The following is a 22,543-nucleotide window of genomic DNA, read 5'->3' as shown; positions in this document are numbered from 1 at the left end:
GACCCGAAGGCCCGCTTTTCGTTTCCGACAGTTCTGGAAGCCTAGCGCTTGGAGAACTGGAACGAGCGGCGAGCCTTTGCCCGGCCGTACTTCTTGCGCTCGACCACGCGGCTGTCGCGGGTCAGGAAGCCACCCTTCTTGAGGACGCCACGCAGCGCCGGCTCGTAATGGGTCAGAGCCTTGGAGATGCCGTGACGAACAGCACCGGCCCTGACCGGACAGGCCTCCGCCGACAACGGTGGCGACGATGTCGTACTGGCCATTGCGGTCGGCCGCGACGATCGGCTGCTGCAGGATCATCTGCAAGACCGGGCGTGCGAAATATGCCTGGAAATCCTTGCCGTTGACGGTGATCTTGCCGGAACCCGGCTTGACCCACACGCGGGCAATGGCGTTCTTGCGCTTGCCAGTGGCGTAAGCGCGGCCCTGGGCGTCAAGCTTCTGCACATGCACCGGAGCTTCCTGCTCGGCGGTCTGCGCAGCGGTTGCCGCACCCAGCTCTTCGAGGGAGTTGATTTCGGCCATTACTGGGCCCTCACATTCTTCTTGCTCATGGCGGCGACGTCGAGCGTCTCCGGGTTCTGGGCGGCGTGCGGATGCTCGGCGCCGGCGTAGACGCGCAGATTCTTCATCTGGCGGCGGCCAAGCGGACCGCGCGGGATCATGCGCTCAACGGCCTTCTCCAGCAGACGCTCGGGGAACCGGCCCTCGAGCAGCTGGCGCGCGGTGCGCTCCTTGATGCCGCCGGGGTGACCCGTGTGCCAGTAGTATTTCTTGTCGGTGTATTTCTTGCCGGTCAGCACAACCTTGTCGGCATTGATGATGATGACATTGTCGCCATCGTCCACATGCGGGGTGAAGGTGGGCTTGTGCTTGCCGCGGAGACGGTTTGCAACGATGGAAGCGAGACGGCCGACGACAACGCCTTCAGCGTCGATCAGGATCCACTTCTTCGTTACTTCCGCAGGCTTCTGCGAAAAGGTTTTCATGGGTCTTTATCCACTTTCATGAACCCGGCCCAAAGGCAGGGCGTTTCTTGTTGCTTGTGTTTGACATTGTCGAAACCCGGCAGGCTCAGGCAATGCAAACCAATGCAGCACCACATTTGAGGTGCAGCGATGGTTTCCTATAGAGGGGCAGCCGACCCGTCAAGTCAGTTCTTTGTTTTGCGCCCGAAAAAAGGCCAATAAAAACAGAGGCCTAGAAATAAGGTATTATATTACCGCAAAACCCGAGATGATTTCGCCCTTGCCAGTCGCTCATCGGCTCAGTTGGCGGGCGGGATTGCGTAGGTGCCGGTTGCGTGCGCAACGGTTTCGCTCGCCTCTCCAGCCACGAGTTCAGCCTCGAACACCATCAGCCGGCGTCCCAGTTTGAGAATTCGGCAATGGCCGTCTATGACACCGGGACCGGCCTTGCGCATGAAGTTGATGTTGAGATTGGTCGTGACGGTGAGGGCCTTGCGGCCAATATGGGAGAGTGCGCAGACATAGCCGCCGATATCTGCGAGCGCGAAAAGCGAGGGGCCCGACACGGTGTCGCCCGGGCGCAGATGCTTGAAGGCGACTTCGAGCCTGACCGTACAGCCGCCGGGCCAGATATCGATGGCACGATACTCGGCAGGATCTCCGCTGCAGGCTTGCGGAAAAACCTCGCGGAGATAACAATTCACCTCTTCCGCATTCAGGACCGGCTTGAATGTGGTGTTGTCGTTTCCGGGCGCCCCGCGTGTGGCATCCATTGGCGCTTTCCTCTCACTCCGCGCTTCCTGACCCTAAAAAGCCTAGCGAACAGCACAATTGCCGGATTGCCGGCGCAACACAAGCGGCACTATGGTGATGATGGTACATAAAGTGGGAGAATGACCATGGCCGAGGCGGCGGCAGTTCATGAGAGCGTTAAGGCACCGGTTTCAGTGAGCGAGGCCGACGGGATCCTGAGGATCACCCTGGCCAGTCCACCGGCCAATGCACTTTCGATTGGAATGATGGAAGCGCTGAAGGGCGAGCTGGACCGTGCTCAGTCGGACGAAACCGTTCGGGTGATCGTGCTTCGCTCCGAGGGCAAGGTGTTCTGCGCCGGCCACGATCTGAAGGAACTGACCGCACATCGATCTGGGAAAGACCGGGGCAGGGCGTTTTTTGAGAAGACCATGCTTTTGTGCGCCAGTGTTATGCAGACGATTGTTCGTCATCCCAAGCCGGTGATCGCCGAAGTGAGCGGGGTGGCAACCGCTGCGGGCTGTCAGCTCGTCGCTTCCTGCGATCTGGCGGTGGCGAGCGAGACAGCCAAATTCGCCACGCCGGGCGTGAATATCGGCCTCTTCTGTTCCACGCCGATGGTGGCGCTGTCGCGCAACGTCTCGCGCAAACATGCGATGGAAATGCTGCTGACAGGCGAGATGATTGATGCGGAAACGGCCAGGAGTTTTGGTCTCATCAACCGGGTCGTGCCCCAGGAAAGCTTGAATCAGACTGTCATGGATTTCGCGCAAGTCATTGCTTCCAAATCACCTTTGACACTTCGGATTGGCAAGGAGGCCTTCTATGAACAGGCCGAGATGGATCTTGCGCAAGCCTATGAGTACACGGTGCGGGTGATGGTGGAAAACATGATGGCACAGGACGCTGAAGAAGGTATCGGTGCCTTTATCGAAAAGCGCGCGCCCGAGTGGCAGGGCAGGTGAACACGCTGTCGCCGCGAGCGGTGGATACCGCTCGCGGACATCTGCTGGCCCCCAAATCGGCATGCTCTACTCATGGGTCCAGCATATGTGAACCGGACATGCCCTTCCATCCTGTGTCGGTATGCGGCGCGCCTTGAGCGTGTTGAAGCTCAGGGGGCATTCGTCGAGATTGGCGACGAAGCGGTCATAGCGGTCAACTGGCCCGCCCTTGCGCGAAGAATAGCGCAGAATGAGCGTTCCATTCGACTGAATTGCGTTCTGAATCTGATAACAGCCAAGACCTGAAGCCTGTAGGCTGTTCTGCGGAAACAGAAAGCCTATACTGGTCGCAAGAATTAATGTCTTACGCATAACTTTCCTCTTTTTCGAACAGACATAAAAAACGCCGGATCCCGTTTCCTGAAAAGGTGCCGGTATCGGCGCGAGGAAAGTAATGTGGGTATTCAGTTCAGGAAAAAAGCGAATGTTTATACAAAAGTGAAGACAAGTATTTTCAATCGCCGAAAATAATTATTATAAAAATGATCTTTTGGAATATTTGTAAAAATTCGAATGTGTTCTAACGGTCGCTGAAGTGCCATGGGCGTCGAAAATGCCGTTCTCGGAACTCCGGTTTGCATCGCAAAACCGGGCAGGCGGCACGGTCGGCGGTGGGAATATGGTCGCGCGTGCCGGTATGGCCCGGCGGGCAAAGCCGCTCATTGGCCACGTAGCGGTCATAGAGGGGAAGGCCCGGCGTTCGGCGCGACTGATACCGCATGATGGCCGCGCCCTCCGATGCGATCCTTGCTTGCGCCTCGGTGCAGCTCATGGCAGTTGACGTGTAACGGGATATGGCCTCGGCCGGGCTGGCGATGATCAGCGCTGCCAATACAGGTGATGCATATCTCAACATGTTCGACCCCTTCGGTTTTCCACGGGCAGCTCTTGATGGAAAGCATAACATGATCCGCGTTTGTGCCTGGAATGAGATCGGCCTCTCATATCCCTTGGCCGTGCAGGGTCGCCCGACTGAGGCGCGGTGAGAGCACGAGTTTCACTGGAGAGATGATGAACCACGATAGATATGATGAAGCCTATATTTCCGGCATTCTGAACACGGTAAAGTCCGTCGCCATCGTCGGCGCATCCGCCAATGAGGTGCGACCGAGTTTTTTCGTCACGAAATACCTCGTCGACAAGGGGTACACGGTGTTTCCCGTCAATCCGGGCCATGCGGGCAAGGAGATTGCCGGTCGGCCGGTCGTTGCCCGTCTCGCCGATCTGCCGGAACCCGTGGACATGGTTGATGTATTCCGACCGTCTTCCGCCATTCCCGGCGTTGTCGATGAAGTGCTGGCGATGCAGCCGCTTCCTGGCGTTGTCTGGATGCAGCTTACAGTTCGCGATGACGCTGCGGCGAAAAAGCTGGAAGCGCATGGCATCAAGGTGGTGATGGACCGCTGCCCGAAGATTGAATATGCGCGGCTTTCACGCGAAATCGGCTGGAACGGGGTCAACAGCCGGGTCATTTCCTCCAAAAAGCCTGTCATGCGCAAGGGATTCCAGAGTTTTGGCATCCGCCAGCGCTGATTTTCCAGGCCGGCGCCGCACTCCGGGATAAATCTCCTTTTCCTGCGCCGGTCGCCTCTGTATTGATGCAGCTGACTCAATTTGTATATGGAGGAATTGTTATGAGTGAGCGTACGCCCGGTTTTGACACGCTGGCGGTGCACGCAGGCGCGCAGCCCGATCCGGCGACAGGCGCACGCGCCACGCCGATCTATCAGACCACCTCCTATGTTTTCGACGATGCGGATCACGCCGCATCGCTGTTTGGCCTGAAGGCCTTCGGAAACATCTACACCCGGATCATGAACCCGACCCAGGCCGTGCTTGAAGAGCGCGTCGCGGCCCTTGAGGGCGGCACGGCGGCGCTTGCCACGGCTTCCGGTCACGCCGCACAGCTTCTAACCTTCAACAATCTGATGCGACCGGGCGCGAATTTCATCGCAGCCAAGAAGCTTTACGGCGGTTCCATCAACCAGTTTGGCCACGCCTTCAAGAATTTCGACTGGCATGTGCGCTGGGCCGATCCGGAAGATTTCGACAGTTTTGAAAGCCAGATCGACGAGAACACGCAGGCTATCTTCGTGGAAAGTCTCGCCAATCCGGGTGGTACATTTGTCGACCTGGAAAAGATCGGTGACATCGCACGCCGCCATGGTCTGCCGTTCATCGTCGACAACACCATGGCCTCGCCCTATCTCCTGCGCCCCATCGAGCATGGCGCGGACATCGTGCTGCACTCGCTGACGAAATTCATGGGGGGGCATGGCAATTCAGTGGGGGGGGCTCTTGTCGATGGTGGCACGTTCGACTGGTCGAAATCGGGCAAATATCCGATGCTCTCGGAGCCGCGCGCCGAGTATGGCGGCATGGTGCTGCATGAAACCTTTGGCAATTTCGCCTTCGCAATCGCTGCCCGTGTCCTGGGTCTGCGCGATTTCGGTCCTGCCATTTCGCCCTTCAATGCGTTCCAGATCCTGACCGGTATCGAGACGCTTGCCCTGCGCATGCAGCGTCACAGCGACAATGCGCTCAAAGTGGCTGAATGGCTCAAGGGGCATGACAGGGTGGCCTGGGTTTCCTATCCGGGACTGGCTGACGACCCCAATCATGCGCTGATGAAGAAATACTCGCCCAAGGGGGCGGGTGCCGTGTTCACCTTTGGCCTGAAGGACGGGTTTGATGCCGGCGTGAAGGTTGTGGAGAGCGTCGAGCTCTTCTCGCACCTGGCCAATATCGGGGACACGAAGTCACTGATCATTCATCCGGCTTCCACCACGCATCGTCAGCTTTCCGATGAACAGAAAGCGGCTGCGGGCGCCGGCGTTGACGTGATCCGACTGTCCATCGGTATCGAGGATGTGGAGGACATCATCGCCGATCTGGAGCAGGCGCTGGCCCAGATCTGATTTTTTTGAGACAGAAACATGGGCGGGCCATGATGCCCCGCCCATGGCCCTTCGTGCCGTTGAAATGGCTTTGGACGGCACCATGATGCGCGCTTCCTCTTGCGTCGGGGGAAGGGGGCATCCTATCTATCGCTTTGAACAAAACGATTCTGCCGCTTTGCGTGCGTCGGATTTTGCGGCGTGCTGCTTCAAACCGAAAGGTATATTCATGCCGAATCCCGTCGATACCGCCATGAATCTGGTGCCCATGGTCGTCGAGCAGACGAACCGGGGTGAACGGGCATACGACATTTTTTCGCGTCTTCTCAAAGAGCGCATCATCTTCATCACCGGCCCGATCGAGGATGGCATGGCCTCGCTCGTCTGCGCCCAGCTCCTGTTTCTTGAGGCGGACAATCCCAAGAAAGAGATTGCGCTTTACATCAATTCTCCCGGCGGTGTCGTGACCTCGGGCATGGCCATTTACGATACAATGCAGTTCATCCAGCCACCGGTCTCGACGCTTTGTATCGGACAGGGCCGCTTCCATGGGCTCGCTGCTTCTGTGTGCCGGTCACAAGGACATGCGCTTTGCCACGCCCAACGCGCGCATCATGGTGCATCAGCCTTCGGGCGGGTTCCAGGGGCAGGCATCCGATATCGAGCGCCACGCGCAGGACATCATCAAGTTGAAGCGTCGCCTCAACGAGGTCTATGTCCAGCACACGGGCCAGGACTATGAGACCATCGAGAAGACCCTCGATCGCGATCATTTCATGACCTCCGACGAAGCGCAGGAGTTCGGTCTGATCGATCGGGTGATCAGCTCGCGCGACGCAGTCGAGAAATCGGAAAAGTCTGATTCGTAACCGGACGTACAACGGAATGCCTGCGCACCCCGTCCATGCTCATGGTCGGGGATGCGGCATTTCTGTCACATTTTTGTGTTTGCAGCCGGTGTGTGAACGCCTACGTTAAGTCTATATTGAGTTTCCAAAGCCAAGGTCTTGTTGGGGGCTCGGTGTGGTTGCCGCGTTTTCGGATTTGTGGTTCGTTTCGAAAACAGAGCGTGGAGTGTCTGGGACCATTCCGTCCCGGACATCATGACCGCCCGGCAGTTCGGGGCGACATGCCGGTGGGTAGTGAAAGGACGTAAGACATGAGCAAGGCCAGCAACGGCAGCGGGGACTCCAAGAATACGCTGTACTGCTCCTTCTGCGGCAAGAGCCAGCACGAAGTCCGCAAACTTATTGCGGGCCCGACCGTCTTCATCTGCGATGAATGCGTCGAGCTGTGCATGGATATCATCCGCGAAGAAAACAAATCCTCCATGGTGAAGTCACGCGAGGGTGTACCGACCCCGCAGGAAATCATCGGGGTTCTGGATGACTACGTGATCGGTCAGGCGCATGCCAAACGCGTCCTTTCCGTAGCTGTCCACAACCATTACAAGCGCCTCGCCCACGCATCCAAAAATGCGGATGTCGAGCTGGCCAAGTCCAACATCCTGCTGATCGGCCCGACCGGCTGCGGCAAGACGCTTCTGGCCCAGACGCTGGCACGCATCATCGATGTGCCCTTCACCATGGCCGATGCAACGACGCTGACCGAAGCCGGTTATGTGGGTGAGGATGTCGAGAACATCATTCTCAAGCTGCTGCAGTCGGCAGACTACAATGTCGAGCGGGCGCAGCGCGGCATCGTCTATATCGACGAGATCGACAAGATTTCGCGCAAGTCCGACAATCCTTCCATAACCCGGGACGTCTCGGGCGAGGGGGTGCAGCAGGCGCTTCTCAAGATCATGGAAGGAACCGTCGCTTCCGTACCGCCGCAGGGCGGCCGAAAGCACCCACAGCAGGAGTTCCTGCAGGTGGATACGGCAAACATCCTCTTCATCTGCGGTGGGGGCCTTTGCCGGTCTCGACCGGATCATTTCGGATCGTGGTCGAAAGACGTCCATCGGTTTCGGCGCAACGGTTGCCTCTCCGGAGGATCGGCCGACGGGAGAGCTTTTCCGCCAGGTCGAGCCGGAAGACCTGCTCAAGTTCGGCCTTATTCCGGAATTTGTCGGCCGTTTACCAGTTCTGGCGACCCTGGAAGACCTGGATGAGGCTGCACTGGTCCAGATTCTGAGCGAACCCAAAAACGCGCTCGTGAAGCAGTATCAGCGTCTGTTCGACATGGAGAATGTGGAACTGACCTTCCATGAGAATGCACTTGCCGCGATTGCCCGCAAGGCGATCGAGCGCAAGACGGGTGCCCGCGGTCTGCGGTCGATCATGGAAGCGATCCTGCTCGACACCATGTTTGAGCTGCCGGCTCTGGAGGGTGTTCAGGAAGTCGTGATCTCCGACGAGGTGGTCGCCGGGAATGCCCGCCCGCTCTACATTTATGCAGAGCGTGAGCAGGAAAAGGGCAACGCCAGCGCCTGATGAGAGGTCTGGTTCGGAATGCGTTTTTGTTTTTTGCGTCACCGGGGATTGCCTCCGGTGACGTTCGCGTTTTCTGGCGTGAATTTATCGTAAATCGTGCTGAATCGGATCGAACCGTGGCTGCATTCCGCGTGTACGCTCCTGTGTCCGGGCTAAGCCCTTGATCTTCTCTGTGGACGTCTCCAACTAAGAGAGGAGCAAAGGTGGGGTGGTTTCCATTCATGCATCGCGCAAAATTGCGGTTGCTTCTGGTGGATAACGCTCTGGCCGGATAGAATGAAATCCGTGACTGGCTTTTGAGTGGTCGCGGTATGAAAAGGCTAAAACATGACTGATAACCCCAAGACCGCTGGTGGTGCTTCATACCCGGTATTGCCGTTGCGCGATATCGTTGTGTTCCCGCACATGATCGTTCCGCTCTTCGTCGGCCGCGACAAGTCTATCAAGGCGCTGGAAGAGGTTATGGGCGCAGAGCGGCAGATCCTGCTGGCCACGCAGATGAATGCTGCGGACGACGATCCGGAGCCAAGTGGCATTTATGATGTCGGTACGCTGGCAAACGTGCTGCAGCTTCTGAAGCTCCCCGATGGTACGGTCAAGGTGCTTGTCGAAGGCACGTCGCGTGCGCGCATCTCCGAGTTCACCGACCGTGAGGAGTTCCATGAGGCGAGCGCCGATCTGCTTCCCGAGCCGGAAGAAGATCAGGTCGAGATCGAGGCGCTGGCACGTTCGGTCGTTTCCGATTTTGAGAATTACGTAAAGCTCAACAAGAAGATTTCGCCCGAAGTGGTGGGTGCCGCGACCCAGATCGAGGATTACTCGAAGCTGGCCGATACGGTTGCCTCGCACCTGGCGATCAAGATTCCCGAGAAGCAGGAAATGCTGGCCACGCTCTCCGTGCGCGAGCGGCTTGAAAAGGCCATGGGCTTCATGGAAGCCGAGATTTCCGTGCTTCAGGTGGAAAAGCGCATCCGCTCGCGCGTCAAGCGCCAGATGGAGAAGACGCAGCGCGAGTATTATCTGAATGAGCAGATGAAGGCCATTCAGAAGGAGCTCGGCGAGGGCGAGGACGGCCGCAACGAAGCTGCGGAACTGGAAGAGCGCATCAACAAGACCAAGCTCTCCAAGGAAGCGCGCGAGAAGGCCGAGGCGGAGCTGAAGAAGCTCAAGACCATGTCGCCCATGTCGGCCGAGGCCACGGTGGTGCGCAACTATCTCGACTGGCTGCTCTCCATTCCGTGGAGGAGGCCGAGCAAGATCAAGAACGATCTCGAGTTTGCCGAGAACGTGCTGGACACGGATCATTTCGGTCTTGAGAAGGTGAAGGAGCGGATCGTCGAATATCTGGCCGTCCAGAGCCGTCAGAAGAAGCTGAAGGGGCCGATCCTGTGCCTCGTAGGTCCGCCCGGCGTCGGCAAGACCTCGCTCGCCAAGTCCATCGCCAAGGCCACCGGACGCGAATATGTCCGCATGGCGCTTGGTGGCGTGCGCGATGAGGCCGAAATCCGTGGTCACCGCCGCACCTATATCGGCTCGATGCCCGGCAAGGTCGTCCAGTCGATGAAGAAGGCAAAGAAGTCCAACCCGCTCTTCCTGCTCGACGAGATCGACAAGATGGGCATGGATTTCCGCGGCGATCCGTCATCGGCCCTGCTTGAGGTTCTCGATCCCGAGCAGAACGCAACCTTCATGGACCACTATCTCGAGGTGGAATACGACCTGTCGAGCGTGATGTTCGTGACCACGGCCAACACGCTGAACATTCCGCCGGCGCTGATGGACCGTATGGAGATCATCCGCATCGCCGGCTACACCGAGGACGAAAAGGTGGAGATCGCCAGACGCCACCTCCTGCCCAAGGGCCGTGCGCGAGCATGCGCTTGAAGAGCGTGAGTTTTCGGTGACCGATGGCGCTCTGCAGCAGATCATCCGCACCTACACGCGGGAAGCCGGTGTCCGCAACCTTGAGCGCGAACTGATGAAGCTCGCCCGCAAGGCGGTGACCGAAATCCTGCGCAACGCCAAGAAGGAAGACGGCAAGGACACGGTCGAAGTGACCGAGGACAATCTGTCTGATTATCTGGGCGTTCAGCGCTATCGTTTCGGCCAGGCCGAAGGCGAAGATCAGATGGGTGTCGTGACCGGACTGGCATGGACGGAAGTCGGCGGTGAGCTTCTCACCATCGAAGGCGTCATGATGCCCGGCAAGGGCAAGATGACTGTCACCGGTAATCTGCGCGACGTGATGAAGGAATCGATCTCGGCGGCGGCGTCTTATGTTCGCTCCCGGGCTGTCGATTTCGGCATCGAGCCGCCGGTCTTCGACAAGAAGGACATCCACGTGCATGTGCCCGAAGGCGCAACGCCCAAGGATGGCCCGTCGGCAGGTGTCGCCATGGCCACCGCAATCGTGTCGATCATGACAGGAATCCCGGTGCGCAAGGACATCGCCATGACCGGCGAGATCACCCTGCGTGGTCGGGTTCTGCCCATTGGCGGGCTCAAGGAAAAGCTGCTTGCGGCGCTGCGCGGCGGCATCAAGAAGGTCCTCATTCCCGAGGAAAACGCGAAAGACCTGGCTGACATTCCCGAGAACGTGAAAAACGGTCTCGAAATCGTGCCGGTCAGCCGCGTGGGCGAGGTTCTGGAACATGCTCTCGTTCGCAAGCCCGAACCGATCGACTGGGTTGAGCCGGTAGAGCCGGCCGGCAAAGTCGATGCCGGCGGGAGCAAGGAGCAGACCATCGCGCACTGAGCCGGTTTTTCACCGCTGGCGCGCAAAATGGTACAGGCGTTGTGACACAAGGGTTTGCCCTTTTTCCGACGTCTTTCAAGAAAAAGCTTGAAAAGCCGGGCATTTTGCCCGGCTTTTCTGTCGAAAACCGCGGAAAACATGGGTTTTGAGAGGCGTTTAACGCATTTCTCGCTTGGTGCGGCCCCTGCTTCTCCCTAGACTGCTCCGAGCTGAGTGAGTCGCATCACTTGGTCCTTATCAGGAAGGGGTAATTACATGAACAAGAACGAGCTCGTATCCGCAGTCGCAGAAGAGGCAGGGCCTCTCCAAGAGTGATGCCCAGTCCGCGGTTGATGCGGTCTTCGGTGTAATCGAGGGCGAACTCAAGAAGGGTGGGGACGTGCGCCTCGTCGGTTTCGGAAACTTCTCCGTTTCGCGGCGTGAGGCCTCCACGGGCCGTAACCCGCAGACCGGCGCAACGGTTCAGATCCCGGCGCGCAACGTGCCGAAGTTCTCCGCCGGCAAAGGCCTGAAGGACGCAGTCAACAGCTGATTGCGCCCTTTAGGGGATGCAAGAAAAGCCGGGTCACAAGCCCGGCTTTTCTTTTTTCTGTCGTGGACTTTCCCCGCCAGCTGCGTCCCCATGATTCCTCGTGGTCAGGTGTTTGCCGGCAGCGTGGGCTCTCAACTGCCCTGAACCCCTGCCGGCAAGAGAGGCTATGGGCAGCCGCGTTCGCGCCGCGCCATGTCTCCGGCAGGACGGCATGTCCCTTCCTGAACGATGTTTCTGGCGAGAACGCTCGGCGTCAGGCAAGCAGTAGAAGCTTTTTCGACCTAGCGATCAGCAAAGGGGGAGGCGGTGGAAGAATGATGGGGGGAATGGTGGGCGATGACAGGCTCGAACTGCCGACATCTTCGGTGTAAACGAAGCGCTCTACCAACTGAGCTAATCGCCCATTCCAAGCGGATCGTTTAGGTGGTTCGCGCGAAGTTCGCAAGTGAAAAACTGCATTTGTTACAGGAATTGGGACAAGCTCAAGAAAGTTTCACAAACCGCGATTACCCTGCTTGACACCACCTCAAGAACCTCCTAATTCAGCGCTCATCGACGCGTTGCTGCTTCGGCACAGCGCCTCAAGCGCGGGTGTAGCTCAGTTGGTTAGAGTGCCGGCCTGTCACGCCGGAGGTCGCGGGTTCGAGCCCCGTCACTCGCGCCATTTCTTCCCTACGGAAGAAATGGCCATAGGCCCTAAGGCCTGGTGATATTTCTTTTCATCCAAGCAATCAGAAGCGGCGTTGCTGCCGGTTTCCGCGCGATTGCGATATGTCTGGCAACGCCATTCGCTGGATGAGCGGGCCTATCGCGGTGTTGCCGTGTGGATCGTATCGAGGGGAGGCGGCTGCCTGGGGTGCTCTGCATTCTGCAGGAGATACGTGAACATCATGATCGCGATGGTGGCTGGCGAAAAAAGGAGCACTGCGCGCAACAGTGCCGATAAAATCTTGATCAGGCTCATGGCATGCAGACTACGCTTCCAGCTTTAACAGTGTCTGCATGAAAGCGTTAACCAAGAGGTTTCGCGTATGAGAACCGTCAGTCACGCTTTTATTAACGCTAGCGACCTCAGTCTGTATTAAGCTGGGGTCTGGTGTGCAGGGGCGCATCCATGTTGATGAACTCGAGTGGCATTCACAAAGTCACGAACCACCTATCCCGACCGGCACTCAGCGCTGCCTTGACGATGGGCGCGCTGGTTTTCGCAGCCTCCCTTTTTGGCATCTACACCCGTCCTGTCGGTTTCCTGGCCAGTGTATGGCCTGCGAATGCGCTCATGCTTGGGTTGTTGCTGCGCCTGCCGGCGGCGGCATCGCCCGCTGGCTGGCTGGCAGCCAGCGTCGGTTTTGTTTGTGCTGACCTTGTGACCGGTTCACCGCTCGGCAAGACATTGTTGCTCACCGGTGCCAATCTCATCAGCGTTGCCGGGGCGTATTCGATCCTGAAGCAGTATCCCAAGGACGTGATTCGACTGCAGACACCGGAATCGATTCCGCTATTGGTCGCGGCCATCGGATTCGGTGCATGCCTGGCCGGCGGTGTGGGGGCGCTTGCCAATCCCATGCTGTTCAATGCCACCGCGCTTCGCGGCTGGACGTTCTGGTTTGTCACGGAATTCGCAAACTATGTGGCGATTCTTCCGCTGCTGCTTACAGCGCAGCCGCTGAAGCTTCCACGCAACGTGTCTCTGAGGCGACTTGTCCACCTGGCCCTGCCAGCACTGGGCCTCCTCGTGGCCTGCGCAGCCGCCATCTGGATCGGTGGACCGGGCGCCATTGCCTTTCCGGTTCCCGTTCTTCTGTGGGCCGCCATCGTCTATCCACGTTTCCTGACAGTCCTGTTGACCTCGGCGGTGAGTTTCTGGAGCCTCGTGGCAATGTCCTCGGAGCATCTTGCCGCGTTTGGCGAGCTCAACAACGAGAACACTCTCATCTCCATGCGTCTTGGTGTCAGCCTCGTGGCGCTCGCGCCCATGATGCTCGCCAGTGCCATGGCCAGGCAGAAGGAACTGATCGGACAGCTCTCCCACCTCGCCAGCCGGGATCCACTTTCAAATCTCCTCAACCGCCGCGCTTTCGATGAGTTGGCGGGCAGGCGGGCTTTTGAATGCGCACGGCACTCACGGCCCGTTTCCGTGTTGATGGTGGATATCGACCACTTCAAGTCAATCAACGACCGCTTCGGCCACGCCGCGGGCGACAAGGTCATTTCAATAGCCGCAGCGCGTCTTTCCGGACTCCTGCGTCTGCAGGACGTCATCGGCCGGATTGGTGGCGAGGAGTTCGCCATTCTTCTTCCCGGCTGCGGTCGAAGGCAGGCGATCGAGATTGCCGAACGCATCAGGAGCGCCTTCTCCCAGACCCCGGTTTCGCTGGAAAACGGGGTGTCGATCGTGGTGACGCTCAGTGTGGGGCTTGCCGCCGCTGCCGATGGTTCCGTTGAACTCGACGCACTTCTGGCCGAAGCGGACGAAGCCCTCTACCAGGCGAAGCGGCTTGGCCGCAATCGCGCCGAAACACGTTCAGAAAAGTAGACGCGGCCACCGACACGAACAGGCCATCGCAGTTCCCGTCGTCGGTCCGGCGCGTTGCCCTGCGGTCATTGCACGAGAACCGGTCGCTCGCAGTTGATACCGGTCACACGCACGTCCGCTTCACCAATCTTCACACCGGCAAGGACAAGCACGTTGTAAAGTAGCTCGTCGATTGGCCTGGAGAGACCGGCCAGAGCCGTCTTCACGGTGCTTTTCACGAGCGCATTGTTGAGAAGCGTACCTCCCAGCAGTCCACCGCCCTGAACTTTCACGTCCAGATCGAGATTGCTGATGAGTGAACTGGTGGTGGAGCCCAGCAACTGCCGCGTGGAGACACTCCGGATGCGGGCGCGCCGGATGTCGGACGCGGAAAACCGCAGGCGATCAGGCTCCATGTTCTGTGTCTCCACATGCGCCATGCCTTCCGCGGATATGCTCAAGAGACTGCTGACATCGATCAGTTTTGCCGGTGTCACGCGGGGCGAATCCGAAAAGGTTGAAAGGACGCGATCGTCGACCTCGCCGAGGGCGATCTCCAGGACCCCCGGCATCGCGTCCACGACTGCGCTTCCCCCTCCGCTCGCTGTCCTGCTGCATTGTATGTCGGCAAGCCGTGCTTCGGCATGGGCAACCTCGACATAGAGCGGAACACGCAGGGTTGTCTTGAGAACAATGAGGTCGAGGCCGACTTCGAACGACAGCTTCAGCCTGGTCTGTGCCGTGCGCACGGCCGTTCCGATAGGCGCCAGAGCATGGCTCGGTGTGCCGGCTGGCGGTTCACCGATCGCCAGCTTTAACTGCACGTTGGCAAGCGGGGGCAGGCTCAGCCCCGTGTCCAGAGAAATGTAATCCTCGCCGTTGGCAAGTGCAGCAGCCGCCATGATCAGCTCCATCACGCCAATCTTCATGTCCCAGGGGGCGTCGGTGGCAAGCGTCAGCGGCCCCCTGGAGCCGAGATCGACTATGCGCGCCAGCCTTAACCTGCCGTCATTGCCCGATGTGGCGGTCTCGAGCGCTCGTAGCGCCGACCGGGTGGAGGGAGGGATGCCGCTCGTCAGCCGCATCGTTGAAAGCAATTGCGGCAGATCAATCTGTTGTGCGAGAATCTCGTCGTAGGTCAGCGCCGTCAATTCGAGACGTGTGGCGAGCGCTTCAAGGAAAGAGAGCACTTCGATATCGGTGTCGAGAAGGCTTTCATAATCCATTGCTTTCAAGGAGATGCTGGTGCCCAGCAACCTGCCAAGCAGGGCGTTCAAGATACCCTCATTCAGGCTGGCGAGGCGGGACCCGATGGAAAAACCGGCGAGCTTCTCCGCCGAGGCTGTGCCCACTGCAGAAAGTTCAGGCGGTTGCGTGAACATTTTCCCGAAATAGATGTCTCCGCGTTTCCTGATGGTGACGCGTGCGGCATCGGGTGATGCTTCCATCTCGACGAAGCGACGGTCCGTGGCGACCGCTGGATCTGGATAGTAGCGCCCCCGCACCAGGCTCGCGATGCCGTGTTTCTGCTGGTCGATAAACTCGGCGCTCGAATAGAATCGGTTGCCGAGTAACAGGCCGCGCTCCGTTTCGACAGCGATGTCATGATCGTTTAACGCAAAGAACTCGGCCACCGCTCTTTCGGGGTCGTCGATGTTTGCCGCAGCGATGATCGAGGCGAGGTCGGCGGCTTTCTGCAGCTTGCGGTCCTGCAGGGTGAGGTTGCCGTAGTCGACGGCAAGCGCCACGCATCCGATCAAGATGGGAAGAAACAGCGCAAACAACGTCGCGATGTTGGCGCTCCTATCGTTCTTGAAGCGCTGGAGAATTGAAGGGGAGGCGGCTCCATCTTCAAATCCCCCCGAGCCGGATGGTGGAAAAGCCCACAATCTCCTTGTCGGGCATCGCATATGAGTAAAGCGACCAGATCGGAAGGTCGCTGGCATCATATTTGACCGTCACGGTGAACTGGTTCGGGTTCCGGGTGTCGTCTGCCACCGCAACTTCGAATTTCGTTCGGTCGATGAAGGGGTGATTGATCATCGATTGCTCGATGTAGTCGCGGGCCAGCACCTGTCGTTCTGAAGGTGACAGCCCGGCAACTGCTGCACGGGCGGCGTCTGCGCTGACCTGCTGCACGGAATGCGATGCGCTGAGATAAATTCCATAGGCAATCATTGAAAATACGGTCATGAAAAAGAGAGGTGCGATGATCGCGAATTCGAGTGCTGCCGTGGCTTCCCGGCCTTTTATGAAGCGCCTCAGATTGTCTTTTTTCATTTCCTGTACTCCCATTCCCGATGGAAGAATTCGTCTGAAGAAATAAATAAACTATAAACATTCCAGTACATCGTAAGTAAATATATTCCACGATAAATAGAGATGACAGTCAATCAGACAACCAATGGTGGATATTGTGAGGTAATTTAAGGATCAACTCTGGGTTAAGGGGGTTCGATTTTACATTCTTTAAAAATAGAAAAACCCCGGTTTGGCAGCGTTCTCAAGAAAAAGATTCTTTTTATTATCGCCTCATGGTTGAGAATTGTGATGCACTGATATCGATTTGTAACTGCTGAGCGGAGCAGCTTCTGCGACCATCAGATTAAATCGAGCGAGATGCAGAAAAGTCGATTTCATTCCTGAGGGAGAGTATCAAGAAGTTACAAAATCGACTGGCAGCGGTGCGCTACGGCCCGAACCGGTTTCGCGGCGGTCACCCTGGCGGGGGCCTCAACCCATGTGCCAGATTTCCGCGCGGCTCGACCGTCCAGTGGTCGAGGTTCAGCCAGGATGCAAATCGTGAAAGTTCCAGACAAAGGGCCTGGGCTGTGTCGGTGGGCGCGTTTGGCTCCTGATGAGCTGCCCGGACCACGAGTCGGCCTGCAGTGCGATCCGCTTTCAGGTCCACACGTGCGACCAGGCGGTCGCCAAGGAGAAATGGAAGAACATAGTAACCGTGCACCCGCCTGTGGGCCGGTGTGTAGATCTCTATGCGATATCGAAATCCGAAGATTCGCTCGGCCCGGTCACGCTCCCAGACGACTGGGTCGAAAGGAGAAAGCAGGGTAGGCCCTGTCAATACGGCGTGGAAGCTGAGCGTCCCGGTGCAGATAGGCAGTATGGCGCCAGTGCGGAACCGCGACAGGCTGGAGTGTTCCTTCCTCCACGAGTTCGGCAAGTCGTGCCTTGGAGTCTTTCGGGGTGAGGCGGAAGTAATCCCTGATGTCAGGTTCGCTTGCGACGCCAAGGGCGCGCGCGGCAATGTCCACCAGCTCGCGCTGGGCGTCCTCTTCACCGGGAGTTGGTGTGTCAATGATCGCGCGTGGCAGAACGCGCTCGGGGATATCGTAAAGACGCTCAAAGCTTGCGCGGCGAGAGTGCGTCGTCAAGTGCCCGCACCAGAACAACCATTCAAGCGCCTTTTTCGTTGAGCTCCAGCCCCACCACCCACCGGACCCCGCCTCTCCCTTGAAATCCGAAGCGGCGAGGGGACCATGGGTGATCACCTCGTTCCACACATTGTCGATGAGATCACGATTCTCCCGGGCGAAGCGCACAAGAGCCTTATAGACACCCTCGCCGTTTCTGGCGCGTTCCATCCGCCAGCGCAAAAGCGGCTGCACCTCGACAGGCAGAAGCGAGGCTTCGTGCGCCCAGTACTCGAAGAGCAGTCGCGGTTTCTTTGCTTGAGCGCGATGCAGGAGATCCGTGGGGTAGGGGCCGAGCCGCGAATAAAGCGGCATGTAATGGGCGCGTGCCACCACGTTGACCGAGTCGATCTGCAAAAGGGCGGTGCGCCCGAGCAGGCGTTTGATATGCTGTCTGGAAACCTCTGCCCTTGGGATTGGTGCGGAAAAGCCCTGTGCCCCGAGGGCAATTCGCCGCACCTCGGCGGGGGTGAGTCGCTGTCTCTTCATCCAAATTGCCTGTTTCTGGTCTTCAGCACACATCCAGACGTATCGGTGATCCAGGAGCTACGCCACCCGAATACGCCGGTACTGCCTCACTCTCCTGACATCGAGCGGACGGTGTTTACACGTGGCCCGTGCGCGTTATGTCCACGCAAACAGGCCTTGTGCCGGTGGGGAAGGTGTTAAAAAGCCGGCAAATGCATCAGACAATGCCGCAATCTGGCCAAGGTTTGACTTGCGTCGCCAAGCGCCCTGCGCTAACCCTCGCCGCGTTGCAACATGAGCCTAGCCTTGCTGCCTTGGCCGTAGGCGCAGAATCCCGGTCTCGGGCCTCGATACGCAGCCTCGCCCGCGGCGGGCAACGGAAAGTCGGACCATGAATGAGCTTCTGAGTTCATACCTACCTATCGTTATTTTCATCGGCGTTGCGCTTGTCGTTGCGCTTGCGCTGGTGGTCGCGCCATTCCTGGTGGCCTATCGCAATCCGGATCCGGAGAAGCTCTCCGCATATGAATGCGGCTTCAACGCATTCGACGATGCGCGCATGAAATTCGATGTGCGCTTCTATCTGGTGGCGATTCTGTTCATCATCTTCGATCTGGAAGTGGCTTTCCTCTTCCCGTGGGCGGTGGCGTTCGGCGATATCGGCTGGCTCGGTTTCTGGTCTATGATGGTGTTCCTCGGCATTCTCACCATCGGCTTCATCTATGAATGGAAGAAGGGAGCGCTGGAATGGGACTGAACAACGGTACGCTCGTAGCGCCCCAGCCCAAGGGCCTCATCGACCCGAACACCGGCAACCCGGTCGGTTCGGACGATCCGTTCTACACGGGCATCAACAATGAATTGTCCGACAAGGGCTTTCTTGTCACCTCTTCTGAGGCGCTGATCACCTGGGCACGCACCGGCTCGCTCATGTGGATGACCTTCGGTCTGGCGTGCTGCGCCGTGGAGATGATGCACATCTCCATGCCGCGCTATGACGCCGAGCGTTTCGGCATCGCGCCGCGTGCCTCGCCGCGCCAGTCCGACGTGATGATCGTCGCCGGCACGCTGACCAACAAGATGGCGCCGGCCCTGCGTAAGGTCTATGACCAGATGCCCGAGCCGCGCTACGTCATCTCCATGGGCTCGTGCGCCAATGGCGGCGGTTATTATCACTATTCCTATTCGGTGGTGCGCGGTTGCGATCGCGTCGTGCCTGTCGACATCTATGTGCCCGGCTGCCCGCCCACGGCGGAAGCGCTGCTTTACGGCATTCTTCTTCTGCAGAAGAAGATCCGTCGCACCGGCACGATCGAACGTTAGAGGCGGATATGAGCGAAGCGCTGAAGGACCTGGCGGCCCTACGTCACGGAAAAGCTCGACGCGCAGATTCAGGATGCGGTCGTCGCCTATGGCGAACTGACCTTCCTGGTCGAGCCGGGTGACATCGTCGATGTGCTCAACTTTCTGAAGAACGACGTTCAGTGCCAGTTCTTCGCTTTCGTTGACATTTCGGGTGCGGATTATCCCTCGCGCCAGAAGCGTTTCGAGGTGGTCTACCATCTCCTGTCGCCGCGCCAGAACCAGCGTGTCCGCGTGAAGCTTTCGACGGATGAGGACACGCCCGTGCCTTCGGCGATCGAGGTATTCCCGGCCGCCGACTGGTTCGAGCGCGAGATCTACGACATGTACGGCGTTCTGTTCACAGGCCATCCGGACCTGCGACGCATCCTCACCGATTACGGTTTCGAGGGGCATCCGCTGCGCAAGGATTTCCCGCTGACCGGCTTTGTCGAGGTGCGCTACGACGACACTCTGAAGCGTGTCGTCTACGAACCCGTCGAGCTGCGACAGGAATTCCGCAATTTCGATTTCCTTTCGCCATGGGAGGGGACGGAGTACGTTCTGCCCGGCGATGAAAAGGCGAAAGAGTGAATGGTGAATAGTGAATAGTGAATGGATGACGCGACACCAGAACGGCCTGCGATTCACGACTACCGTGATTTGAACGTCTGGAAGGATTCGATGGATTTGGCAGCAGACATCTATGCAGTGACACGCGCTTTTCCGCGTGAGGAGATGTTTGGGATGACCTCCCAGATGCGCCGTTCTGCATCTTCGATTCCAGCCAACATTGCAGAAGGTTTTGGTCGCGCGCAACGCAAGGTGTTTGTGCAGTACCTACGAATGGCTCAGGGCTCGCTGAAGGAGCTTGAAACGCACACAATACTCGCGGCGCGTGTTGGTTTACTCGCCGATCATCAGTTGCGTTCGCTTGAACCTAGATATGAGAAACTTGGAAAGATGCTGGTGTCATTCGTGAGATCACTACAGCGCGCAAAGGGTGATGCATGACCATTCACCATTCACCATTCACCATTCACGCGGCTGCAGCCGCTGATGGAGCGCGTCATGACTGAACACTCCGTACGCAATTTCAACATCAACTTCGGCCCGCAGCACCCGGCCGCGCACGGCGTGCTGCGCCTCGTGCTGGAGCTTGACGGTGAGGTGGTCGAGCGTGTCGATCCGCATATCGGCCTTTTGCATCGCGGCACCGAAAAGCTGATCGAGCACAAGACCTATCTGCAGGCCGTGCCCTATTTCGACCGGCTCGACTATGTCGCGCCGATGAATCAGGAACACGCCTTCGCGCTCGCCGTCGAGCGACTGATCGGCATCGACGTTCCGATCCGGGGCCAGCTCATTCGCGTTCTGTTCTCCGAGATCGGCCGCATTCTGAACCATCTCCTCAACATCACCACGCAGGCGATGGATGTCGGCGCGCTCACCCCGCCGCTCTGGGGCTTTGAAGAGCGCGAAAAGCTGATGGTGTTTTATGAGCGCGCCTGCGGCGCGCGCATGCACGCGGCCTATTTCCGCCCCGGCGGTGTCCATCAGGACATTCCAGACCAGCTCGTCGAGGACATCGGCAACTGGATCGAGCCCTTTCACAAGACGGTCGACGATCTCGACAGTCTTCTGACCGGCAACCGCATCTTCAAGCAGCGCAATGTCGATATCGGCGTGGTGTCGCTGGAAGACGCATGGGCCTGGGGCTTCTCCGGTGTCATGGTGCGCGGTTCGGGTGCGGCATGGGATCTGCGCAAGAGCCAGCCCTATGAATGCTATCCGCAGATGGAATTCGACATTCCGATCGGCAAGAATGGCGACTGCTACGACCGGTATCTCATCCGCATGGAAGAGATGCGCCAGTCGGCGAAGATCATGCGCCAGTGCGTCGACCGCCTGCTCGGCAAGGAGCGTGTCGGCCCGGTCTCCAACACCGACGGCAAGATCGTCCCGCCCAAGCGCGGCGAGATGAAGCGGTCGATGGAAGCGCTGATCCATCACTTCAAGCTCTACACCGAAGGCTACCACGTGCCCGAAGGCGAGGTTTATGCCTGCGTGGAAGCGCCCAAGGGCGAGTTCGGCGTCTATCTCGTCTCCGACGGGACCAACAAGCCCTATCGCTGCAAGCTGCGCGCGCCGGGCTTTGCTCATCTCCAGGCAATGGATTTCCTGTGCCGCGGCCATCTTCTGGCCGACGTCGCCGCCGTGCTTGGCTCCCTCGACATCGTGTTTGGTGAGGTAGACAGATAAATGTCAGTCCGCCGTCTCGCAGACGAAGCCGTCCAGCCCGAGAGCTTCGCTTTTTCCCGTGCCATGAACGGGGAGGTGAAGCGCTGGCTGGGCAAATACCCCAAGGACCGCAAGCAGTCGGCGGTGATCCCGCTTTTGATGCTGGCGCAGGAGCAGGAAGGCTGGGTCACGCGCGCAGCCATCGAGCATGTGGCAGAAATGCTGGACATGCCGCTGATCCGCGTTCTGGAAGTGGCGACCTTCTACACCCAGTTCCAGCTCGCACCGGTCGGCACGCGCGCCCACATTCAGGTCTGTGGCACCACGCCCTGCATGCTGCGCGGCTCCGGCGAACTGATCGATCTGTGCAAGAAGAAGATCAATCCCGAACCCTTCCACCCCAATGCCGACGGCACACTGTCGTGGGAAGAGGTGGAGTGTCAGGGCGCCTGCGTGAATGCGCCGATGGTTATGATCTTCAAGGACACCTATGAGGATCTGACGCCCGAGCGTCTTGAAGAAATCATCGATGCATTCGAGGCTGGCAAGGGCGACACGATCGCTCCCGGTCCGCAGATCGACCGAATCTATTCGGCCCCGGCCAGCGGCCTGACCGCACTGACCGACGAAAAGGCCGTTACCGGCAAGACGAAGGGCAAGCCCGGCAGCCGGAAAAAGGCTTCGGCAGGTGCCGAAGTGCCTCCGTCCCGCGCGGCCAAGCCCGACACGTCTGCAACCGAAACCGATCCGGCCATCAAGTCGCCGTCTCCGGTCAAGGCCGACAATGGCAAGACGTCGGCAGCCGCCGCTGTTTCTGCCAAAGCCGCTCCGAAGAGGAAGCCTGGCACGTCGCCCAAATCCGCCACCGCATCCAAAGCGTCTGCGGCCGCAAAACCAGCAAAACCGGCCAAGGCCGCGCTTGAAGACAAGAACCGTCCGGCTGGCATTGAGCGTCCGGCAAAACCCGATGACCTCAAGATGATTTCCGGTGTCGGCCCGAAGATCGAGGGCATTCTGCATGATCTGGGCATCTTCACTTTCGAACAGGTTTCGAAGTGGAAGAAGGCCGAGCGCGAATGGGTCGACGGTTATCTGAGCTTTCATGGCCGCATCGAGCGCGAGGACTGGGTCAAACAGGCCAAGGCGCTCGCCAAGGGCGGTGAAGCCGAATACATCAAAGTTTTCGGCAAGAAGCCGAGGTGA

The 22,543-nt window shown here is 58.6% G+C and carries 15 protein-coding genes, 2 tRNA genes and 7 pseudogenes; 15 read left to right on the top strand and 9 right to left on the bottom strand.

Annotated features, from left to right (window positions below; translation table 11 throughout):
* Window positions 1-41 precede the first annotated feature (41 nt).
* The 3 genes and pseudogenes from rpsI to AB2N04_RS13670 form a co-directional block, all read right to left on the bottom strand.
* Window positions 42-525: pseudogene (gene rpsI / locus AB2N04_RS13680) on the bottom strand (30S ribosomal protein S9).
* Window positions 525-989 carry a 50S ribosomal protein L13 gene (gene rplM / locus AB2N04_RS13675; RefSeq protein WP_007007923.1) on the bottom strand — a complete coding sequence of 155 codons (465 nt, stop codon included), beginning with the start codon at window positions 987-989 and terminating at the stop codon, window positions 525-527. The pseudogene rpsI and the gene rplM overlap by 1 nt, the downstream one beginning before the upstream one ends.
* A 278-nt stretch (window positions 990-1,267) precedes the next feature.
* Window positions 1,268-1,741, bottom strand: coding sequence for a PaaI family thioesterase (locus tag AB2N04_RS13670; protein WP_367714974.1), 474 nt, complete (start codon window positions 1,739-1,741; stop codon window positions 1,268-1,270).
* A gap of 126 nt (window positions 1,742-1,867) precedes the next feature.
* Between AB2N04_RS13670 and AB2N04_RS13665 the strand changes: the two genes are divergently transcribed.
* Window positions 1,868-2,686: an enoyl-CoA hydratase gene (locus tag AB2N04_RS13665; RefSeq protein WP_367714973.1), complete on the top strand. Its 819-nt coding sequence runs from the start codon at window positions 1,868-1,870 to the stop codon at window positions 2,684-2,686.
* A gap of 66 nt (window positions 2,687-2,752) precedes the next feature.
* Here the strand turns inward: AB2N04_RS13665 and AB2N04_RS13660 are convergent, their stop codons facing one another.
* Together AB2N04_RS13660 and AB2N04_RS13655 are read right to left on the bottom strand one after the other, a co-directional pair.
* Entirely contained in the window at window positions 2,753-3,037 is a 285-nt protein-coding gene (locus AB2N04_RS13660) for a hypothetical protein (RefSeq protein ID WP_367714972.1), read from the bottom strand.
* Window positions 3,038-3,245: 208 nt separating this feature from the next.
* Complete coding sequence (locus AB2N04_RS13655; protein ID WP_367714971.1) at window positions 3,246-3,581, bottom strand: hypothetical protein; 336 nt, start codon at window positions 3,579-3,581, stop codon at window positions 3,246-3,248.
* A 155-nt stretch (window positions 3,582-3,736) separates the two neighbouring features.
* Between AB2N04_RS13655 and AB2N04_RS13650 the strand changes: the two genes are divergently transcribed.
* From AB2N04_RS13650 to hupB, 6 genes and pseudogenes are all read left to right on the top strand, one after another.
* Window positions 3,737-4,258, top strand: coding sequence for a CoA-binding protein (locus AB2N04_RS13650; protein WP_367714970.1), 522 nt, complete (start codon window positions 3,737-3,739; stop codon window positions 4,256-4,258).
* Between the two features lie 101 nt (window positions 4,259-4,359).
* Window positions 4,360-5,643 (top strand): O-acetylhomoserine aminocarboxypropyltransferase, encoded by a 1,284-nt coding sequence (locus AB2N04_RS13645; RefSeq protein ID WP_367714969.1) that lies wholly within the window; start codon window positions 4,360-4,362, stop codon window positions 5,641-5,643.
* 208 nt (window positions 5,644-5,851) lie between these two features.
* A pseudogene (locus tag AB2N04_RS13640) lies at window positions 5,852-6,491 on the top strand (ATP-dependent Clp protease proteolytic subunit).
* 290 nt (window positions 6,492-6,781) lie between these two features.
* A pseudogene (gene clpX, locus AB2N04_RS13635) lies at window positions 6,782-8,057 on the top strand (ATP-dependent Clp protease ATP-binding subunit ClpX).
* Window positions 8,058-8,384: 327 nt separating this feature from the next.
* Window positions 8,385-10,812: pseudogene (gene lon, locus AB2N04_RS13630) on the top strand (endopeptidase La).
* A gap of 255 nt (window positions 10,813-11,067) precedes the next feature.
* Window positions 11,068-11,344: pseudogene (gene hupB, locus AB2N04_RS13625) on the top strand (DNA-binding protein HupB).
* A gap of 327 nt (window positions 11,345-11,671) precedes the next feature.
* Here hupB and AB2N04_RS13620 read toward each other — a convergent pair.
* Window positions 11,672-11,747 (bottom strand) — tRNA-Val (locus AB2N04_RS13620).
* Between the two features lie 184 nt (window positions 11,748-11,931).
* On the opposite strand from AB2N04_RS13620, the gene AB2N04_RS13615 reads away from it, so the two are divergent.
* Together AB2N04_RS13615 and AB2N04_RS13610 are read left to right on the top strand one after the other, a co-directional pair.
* Window positions 11,932-12,008, top strand: a tRNA-Asp gene (locus AB2N04_RS13615).
* 450 nt (window positions 12,009-12,458) lie between these two features.
* Window positions 12,459-13,880, top strand: coding sequence for a diguanylate cyclase (locus tag AB2N04_RS13610; RefSeq protein ID WP_367714968.1), 1,422 nt, complete (start codon window positions 12,459-12,461; stop codon window positions 13,878-13,880).
* Between the two features lie 65 nt (window positions 13,881-13,945).
* On the opposite strand, the gene AB2N04_RS13605 is transcribed toward AB2N04_RS13610, so the two are convergent.
* The 3 genes and pseudogenes from AB2N04_RS13605 to AB2N04_RS13595 form a co-directional block, all read right to left on the bottom strand.
* Entirely contained in the window at window positions 13,946-15,643 is a 1,698-nt protein-coding gene (locus AB2N04_RS13605; protein ID WP_367714967.1) for a pilus assembly protein TadG-related protein, read from the bottom strand.
* 67 nt (window positions 15,644-15,710) lie between these two features.
* Window positions 15,711-16,139: a TadE/TadG family type IV pilus assembly protein gene (locus AB2N04_RS13600; RefSeq protein ID WP_367714966.1), complete on the bottom strand. Its 429-nt coding sequence runs from the start codon at window positions 16,137-16,139 to the stop codon at window positions 15,711-15,713.
* Between the two features lie 436 nt (window positions 16,140-16,575).
* Window positions 16,576-17,779 (bottom strand): annotated as a pseudogene (locus AB2N04_RS13595) (winged helix-turn-helix domain-containing protein).
* Window positions 17,780-18,149: 370 nt separating this feature from the next.
* Between AB2N04_RS13595 and AB2N04_RS13590 the strand changes: the two are divergent.
* The 6 genes and pseudogenes from AB2N04_RS13590 (at window position 18,150) to AB2N04_RS13565 (ending at window position 22,543) form a co-directional block, all read left to right on the top strand.
* Entirely contained in the window at window positions 18,150-18,515 is a 366-nt protein-coding gene (locus AB2N04_RS13590; protein WP_007007904.1) for an NADH-quinone oxidoreductase subunit A, read from the top strand.
* On the top strand, window positions 18,506-19,081 hold the full coding sequence (locus AB2N04_RS13585) for an NADH-quinone oxidoreductase subunit B family protein (protein WP_367714965.1): 576 nt from the start codon (window positions 18,506-18,508) through the stop codon (window positions 19,079-19,081). The genes AB2N04_RS13590 and AB2N04_RS13585 overlap by 10 nt, the downstream gene beginning before the upstream one ends.
* An 8-nt stretch (window positions 19,082-19,089) precedes the next feature.
* A pseudogene (locus AB2N04_RS13580) lies at window positions 19,090-19,693 on the top strand (NADH-quinone oxidoreductase subunit C).
* Window positions 19,694-19,714: 21 nt separating this feature from the next.
* Window positions 19,715-20,113, top strand: a complete 399-nt coding sequence (locus AB2N04_RS13575; RefSeq protein ID WP_367714964.1) for a four helix bundle protein — start codon at window positions 19,715-19,717, stop codon at window positions 20,111-20,113.
* A 57-nt stretch (window positions 20,114-20,170) separates the two neighbouring features.
* Window positions 20,171-21,361 carry an NADH-quinone oxidoreductase subunit D gene (locus AB2N04_RS13570; protein WP_367714963.1) on the top strand — a complete coding sequence of 397 codons (1,191 nt, stop codon included), beginning with the start codon at window positions 20,171-20,173 and terminating at the stop codon, window positions 21,359-21,361.
* Entirely contained in the window at window positions 21,362-22,543 is a 1,182-nt protein-coding gene (locus tag AB2N04_RS13565) for an NADH-quinone oxidoreductase subunit E (protein WP_367714962.1), read from the top strand.

The sequence above is a fragment of the Nitratireductor sp. GISD-1A_MAKvit genome, assembly GCF_040819555.1.
In the GTDB taxonomy this organism is placed as follows: domain Bacteria; phylum Pseudomonadota; class Alphaproteobacteria; order Rhizobiales; family Rhizobiaceae; genus Nitratireductor.
Note: the sequence above shows the minus strand (reverse complement) of the source record. Positions and strands in the feature narration are given on the sequence as shown.

Excerpts from the sequence above, each read along its gene's own strand:
- AB2N04_RS13565 (WP_367714962.1), top strand. The coding sequence starts at position 21,362 with ATGTCAGTCCGCCGTCTCGCAGACGAAGCCGTCCAGCCCGAGAGCTTC.
- AB2N04_RS13655 (WP_367714971.1), bottom strand. The coding sequence starts at position 3,581 with ATGTTGAGATATGCATCACCTGTATTGGCAGCGCTGATCATCGCCAGC.
- AB2N04_RS13645 (WP_367714969.1), top strand. The coding sequence starts at position 4,360 with ATGAGTGAGCGTACGCCCGGTTTTGACACGCTGGCGGTGCACGCAGGC.
- AB2N04_RS13590 (WP_007007904.1), top strand. The coding sequence starts at position 18,150 with ATGAATGAGCTTCTGAGTTCATACCTACCTATCGTTATTTTCATCGGC.
- AB2N04_RS13660 (WP_367714972.1), bottom strand. The coding sequence starts at position 3,037 with ATGCGTAAGACATTAATTCTTGCGACCAGTATAGGCTTTCTGTTTCCG.
- AB2N04_RS13575 (WP_367714964.1), top strand. The coding sequence starts at position 19,715 with ATGGATGACGCGACACCAGAACGGCCTGCGATTCACGACTACCGTGAT.
- AB2N04_RS13665 (WP_367714973.1), top strand. The coding sequence starts at position 1,868 with ATGGCCGAGGCGGCGGCAGTTCATGAGAGCGTTAAGGCACCGGTTTCA.
- AB2N04_RS13670 (WP_367714974.1), bottom strand. The coding sequence starts at position 1,741 with ATGGATGCCACACGCGGGGCGCCCGGAAACGACAACACCACATTCAAG.
- AB2N04_RS13585 (WP_367714965.1), top strand. The coding sequence starts at position 18,506 with ATGGGACTGAACAACGGTACGCTCGTAGCGCCCCAGCCCAAGGGCCTC.
- AB2N04_RS13610 (WP_367714968.1), top strand. The coding sequence starts at position 12,459 with ATGTTGATGAACTCGAGTGGCATTCACAAAGTCACGAACCACCTATCC.
- AB2N04_RS13650 (WP_367714970.1), top strand. The coding sequence starts at position 3,737 with ATGAACCACGATAGATATGATGAAGCCTATATTTCCGGCATTCTGAAC.
- rplM (WP_007007923.1), bottom strand. The coding sequence starts at position 989 with ATGAAAACCTTTTCGCAGAAGCCTGCGGAAGTAACGAAGAAGTGGATC.
- AB2N04_RS13570 (WP_367714963.1), top strand. The coding sequence starts at position 20,171 with ATGACTGAACACTCCGTACGCAATTTCAACATCAACTTCGGCCCGCAG.
- AB2N04_RS13600 (WP_367714966.1), bottom strand. The coding sequence starts at position 16,139 with ATGAAAAAAGACAATCTGAGGCGCTTCATAAAAGGCCGGGAAGCCACG.